This is a genomic window from Dietzia sp. DQ12-76 (genome assembly GCF_014145045.1).
GTDB lineage: Bacteria > Actinomycetota > Actinomycetes > Mycobacteriales > Mycobacteriaceae > Dietzia.
This window is the reverse complement of sequence record NZ_JAALDV010000073.1, coordinates 1-3,904: the sequence shown is the minus strand read 5'-3', so window position 1 is coordinate 3,904 and position 3,904 is coordinate 1. Positions and strand designations below refer to the sequence as shown.

Here is a 3,904-nt window from a genome sequence, read left to right as displayed (position 1 = left end):
CTCGGCCCGCCGCGCGGCGGGGCACGCTGTCCGAGGGTGCGGTTACCCTGGATCCCGACCGACCGGGGCCGCCCCGGCTCAGATGAGGCACCAGCCGAAAGGACCCGACATGCAGCCCGGACCCGACATGAACGCCCTCCTCGAGCAGGCCCAGCAGATGCAGGCCCAGCTCGCCCAGGCGCAGCAGGAGATCGCCGCGACCACGGTCGACGGTCAGGCCGGTGGCGGTCTCGTCACCGTCACCATGCGCGGCACCGGAGAGGTCACCGGGGTCACCGTGGACCCCAAGGTCGTGGACCCCGAGGACATCGAGACGCTGCAGGACCTGCTCGTGGGTGCCTTCGGTGACGCCCACACCAAGGTCCAGCAGCTCGCGGAGTCGCGGCTCGGCCCGCTGGCCTCCGGTGGTGGCCTCGGCGACATGATGGGTGGCCTGGGCATGTGAGCCCGGCGGGATCCGGGGAGGTCCGGAACCCGCCTCCCGGTGTCGCAACCGACGCCGGCACCAACACAGCACAGGAACGGCGATGTACGAGGGACCAGTCCAGAACCTGATCGATGAGCTCGGCAAACTGCCGGGCGTCGGTCCGAAGTCCGCGCAGCGGCTGGCCTTCCACCTCCTGCAGGCGGAGCCCGAGTCGGTGGAGCGGCTGCGTTCGGCGCTGCAGGCGGTGGTCGACGGCGTCTCCTACTGCGAGGTCTGCGGCACCGTGGCGGCGGGCGAACGCTGCCGCATCTGCTCGGACCCGCGACGCGATCCCACTCTCATCTGCGTGGTCGAAGAGCCCAAGGACATCGAGGCCATCGAGCGCACCCGCGAGTTCCGCGGGCTCTACCACGTGCTCGGTGGCGCGCTCGACCCCCTCAACGGCATCGGCCCCAACGAACTGCGGATCGCGGGCCTGATGAGGCGGGTCGGTCAGGAGTTCGAGGGCGAGGAGATCGCGGAGATCATCATCGCGACCGACCCCAACACCACCGGCGAGGCCACGTCGACATACCTCGCACGGCTGCTGCGGCCGTTCCCCGAACTCGTGGTGAGCCGCCTGGCCTCGGGCCTGCCCATGGGTGCGGATCTCGAATTCGCGGACGAACTGACCCTGGGTAGCGCGTTGTCCGGCCGCCGGATCCTCTCGGGTGGCCCCTCCCAGCCCACGCGGTCAGGGGGCGTGCTCCGTCCGGAACAGACGGAGGCCCCGGAACGCCAGCCGGAACCCCAGCTGGCCCCCCAGTCGTCGCCCGACCTGTCAGAGGTCGAAGAGCCTCGCGGCGTTACCGTGCCACACCGACCGTAGCCAGTCATCCCCCAACCCGAGGCCCGCGAGCGCGTCGAGTTGGTGCGCGAACGGGTAGGGGATGTTGGGGAAGTCGGTCCCCAGCAGGATCTTGTGCTCCAGATCGACGAGCCGCCCGCGCTCGGAGTCGGGGAACGGGGTGATCTCCTCGACGAAGTCGGTGAACGCCATGGTCGTGTCCAGGTGGACGCCGCTGTACCTCTCCGCCAGGTCCAGGAACTCCGAGTACTCGCCCATGCCCATGTGGGCGATGATCAGTGGCAGGTCCGGGTAACGCTCCAGCACGCCGGCGATCGGCTCCGGGCCCGTGAAAGGCCCCGCCACGGGGCCGCTGCCGCAGTGGATCACCGTCGGCACCCGCGCCTCGGCCAACTGACCCCACACGGGGTCCAGCAGTGGGTCGCGCGGGTCGTACTCGCCCACCTGGATGTGCGATTTGAACACCCGGGCCCCGGACTCGATGGCGTCCCGGACGTACTCGCCGGCGGCCGGCTCGGGGAAGAAGGTGGCGGTGTGCAGGCAGTCGGGGTGCCGTGCCGCGAAGTCCGCGGACCACGAGTTGAGCCACGCCGCCATGTCCGCCTTGTGCGGGTACAGCATGGATGAGAACGCCAGGACCCCGTAGGACCTCAGGCGCTCGACCCGCTCGTCCTCGGCCTCCCGGTAGGTGATCGGCCACGTCCGCCCGACCTTCGGGCCGGCGCCGTCGAAGTAGTCCCACACCTTGGCCATCACCCGCTCGGGCATGAAGTGTGTGTGGACGTCGATGATCCCGGGTAGACCCAGCGGTTCCCACAGGGCGCGCACGCGCGCTGCCTCTCGCGCGGGATCGGGAGGGGTCACGGAGCCGGTGAGGGTGGCGGTGCCGTGGTGGATGCACATGGACCCGAGCGTAGGCCAGTGCTGCATCGGTCCGGTGTGTTGTGGCCCGTACCCGCGGTGCGCACCCCGCTGTCGGTGACCCTCACCGCGCACCGGCGGAAAAATCCTTCTTGACAAGAAAGTTTGTCGGTAGCAGGGTGGGCAGGAAAGAGGGCTCGAGGTCGTTGGAGACAGGAGGCCGGGCGTGCAGGACATCGGAGTGATCGACAGCGCGGAGGCGGCCACCGCCGCGCTGGCCCCCATGCGTACTCGTCTGCTGGCCGAACTCGCCGAACCGGGGTCCGCCACCACGCTCGCGGCTCGCCTCGGCGTCCCGAGGCAGAAGCTCAACTATCACCTGCGGCAACTCGAGAAGCACGGGCTGGTCGAACTGGTCGAGGAGCGGCGGCGGGGCAACGTCACCGAACGGATCCTCAGGGCCTCGTCGTCGTCGTTCGTCGTCTCTCCGGGGGTGATGGGGCGGGTCCAGCCCGCCGTGAGCACCGACCCCGACCAGGCGTCGCCACGATGGCTGCTCGCGCTGGCCTCGCGCATGGTGCGCGAGGTGGGTGAGCTGGTGGGGGGCGCGCGCCGGACCGGCAAGCAGGTCGGGACGTTCGGCCTCGACGGCGAGGTGCGGTTCGCCACCCCGGCCGACCGCGCGGCATTCGCGGACGAACTCACGGACGCCGTCACCAGGCTGGTGTCCAGATACCACGACGACTCCGCCGAGGGGGGCCGCCGACACCGCCTCGTCCTGGGGATGCACGCCGTCCCGCCCGGGACCGGAGACACCGCGGGCAGCTCCGCACCCGGCGACTCCGCACCCGGCCGCCCCACCCCGTCCAGCAGTCACACATCCCGCAGCTCCACGCCCGACAGCGCTTCGCCCGACAGTCCCGCAATGCACCAAGAGGAGAAGAACGATGTCTGACCAGCACAAACGGATCGAGAAGTCCATCGAGCTCGACGCCACCCCGGAGGAGGTGTGGGAGGCCGTGGCCACGGGTGAGGGCATGGCGTGCTGGTTCGTACCGCACCGGTTCGACCCGCCGGAAGGGGGAGTGGGAGCCCGCGTGGTGTCCGACTTCGGCTCCGGGAACGTCTCCGAGGCCACGGTCAGGGAATGGGAGCCCGGGCGGCGATACGCGTCCTCCGCGGACGGGGACCCGCAGGTCGTGGAATTCCTCGTCGAGGGCCGCGACGGTGGTGGAGCAGTGCTGCGGCTCATCCACAGCGGGATCACCGGCGAGGACTGGGAGGCCGAGTACCACAGCCGGGGCTGGGACGGCTTCCTGTCGAACCTCCGACGCTATTTCGACCATTTCCGCGGTCTGCCGCCGGCCACCGTGTCGATCATCGCGTTCAGTGACCTCGACAAGGACGGCATCTGGTCGCTGTTCAACGACGCGCTGGGCATCGACCGGCAGCTGGCGGTCGGCGACACCGTGCACCTGACACCCGAGGGGCTCGAGCCGATCGACGGCGTAGTGGTGGTGGCGGAACCGGGGAATCTCGGGATCCGCAGCGACCGGGGGGTCCACTTCTTCAGCGGCGACGGCGCGTGGGGCATGGTGACCGTCACCCACTACTACTACGGCGAGGGGCTCAACCGCGACGCGCTCACCGCCGGGTGGCAGCGCTGGACCGACTCGCTGTTCCCGCCGTCTGCCGACCCGACGGAGCCGGGCGAGGGCGGTTCGCCGCAGGAGCCCGGACCGCCCGCGGACTAGGAACCCGCCGCTCCC

The 3,904-nt window shown here is 70.4% G+C and carries 4 protein-coding genes and 1 pseudogene; 4 read left to right on the top strand and 1 reads right to left on the bottom strand.

Annotation, left to right across the window (positions count from 1 at the left end):
• Positions 1 to 109 precede the first annotated feature (109 nt).
• Positions 110 to 445: a YbaB/EbfC family nucleoid-associated protein gene (locus G6019_RS03630; RefSeq protein WP_017836347.1), complete on the top strand. Its 336-nt coding sequence runs from the start codon at positions 110 to 112 to the stop codon at positions 443 to 445.
• 82 nt (positions 446 to 527) lie between these two features.
• Positions 528 to 1,133 (top strand): annotated as a pseudogene (recR, locus tag G6019_RS03625) (recombination mediator RecR); the annotation flags it as partial.
• A 114-nt stretch (positions 1,134 to 1,247) separates the two neighbouring features.
• Here the strand turns inward: recR and G6019_RS03620 are convergent.
• Positions 1,248 to 2,177, bottom strand: coding sequence for an amidohydrolase family protein (locus G6019_RS03620; RefSeq protein WP_194305417.1), 930 nt, complete (start codon positions 2,175 to 2,177; stop codon positions 1,248 to 1,250).
• A 184-nt stretch (positions 2,178 to 2,361) separates the two neighbouring features.
• Here G6019_RS03620 and G6019_RS03615 point away from each other — a divergent pair, with 184 nt between their 5' ends.
• Entirely contained in the window at positions 2,362 to 3,090 is a 729-nt protein-coding gene (locus tag G6019_RS03615) for an ArsR/SmtB family transcription factor (protein ID WP_182627052.1), read from the top strand.
• The gene (locus G6019_RS03610) at positions 3,083 to 3,889 is read left to right on the top strand and encodes an SRPBCC family protein (RefSeq protein ID WP_182627050.1); all 807 of its coding nucleotides are present in this window, start codon (positions 3,083 to 3,085) and stop codon (positions 3,887 to 3,889) included. Before G6019_RS03615 ends, G6019_RS03610 begins: the two co-directional genes overlap by 8 nt.
• Positions 3,890 to 3,904 lie beyond the last annotated feature (15 nt).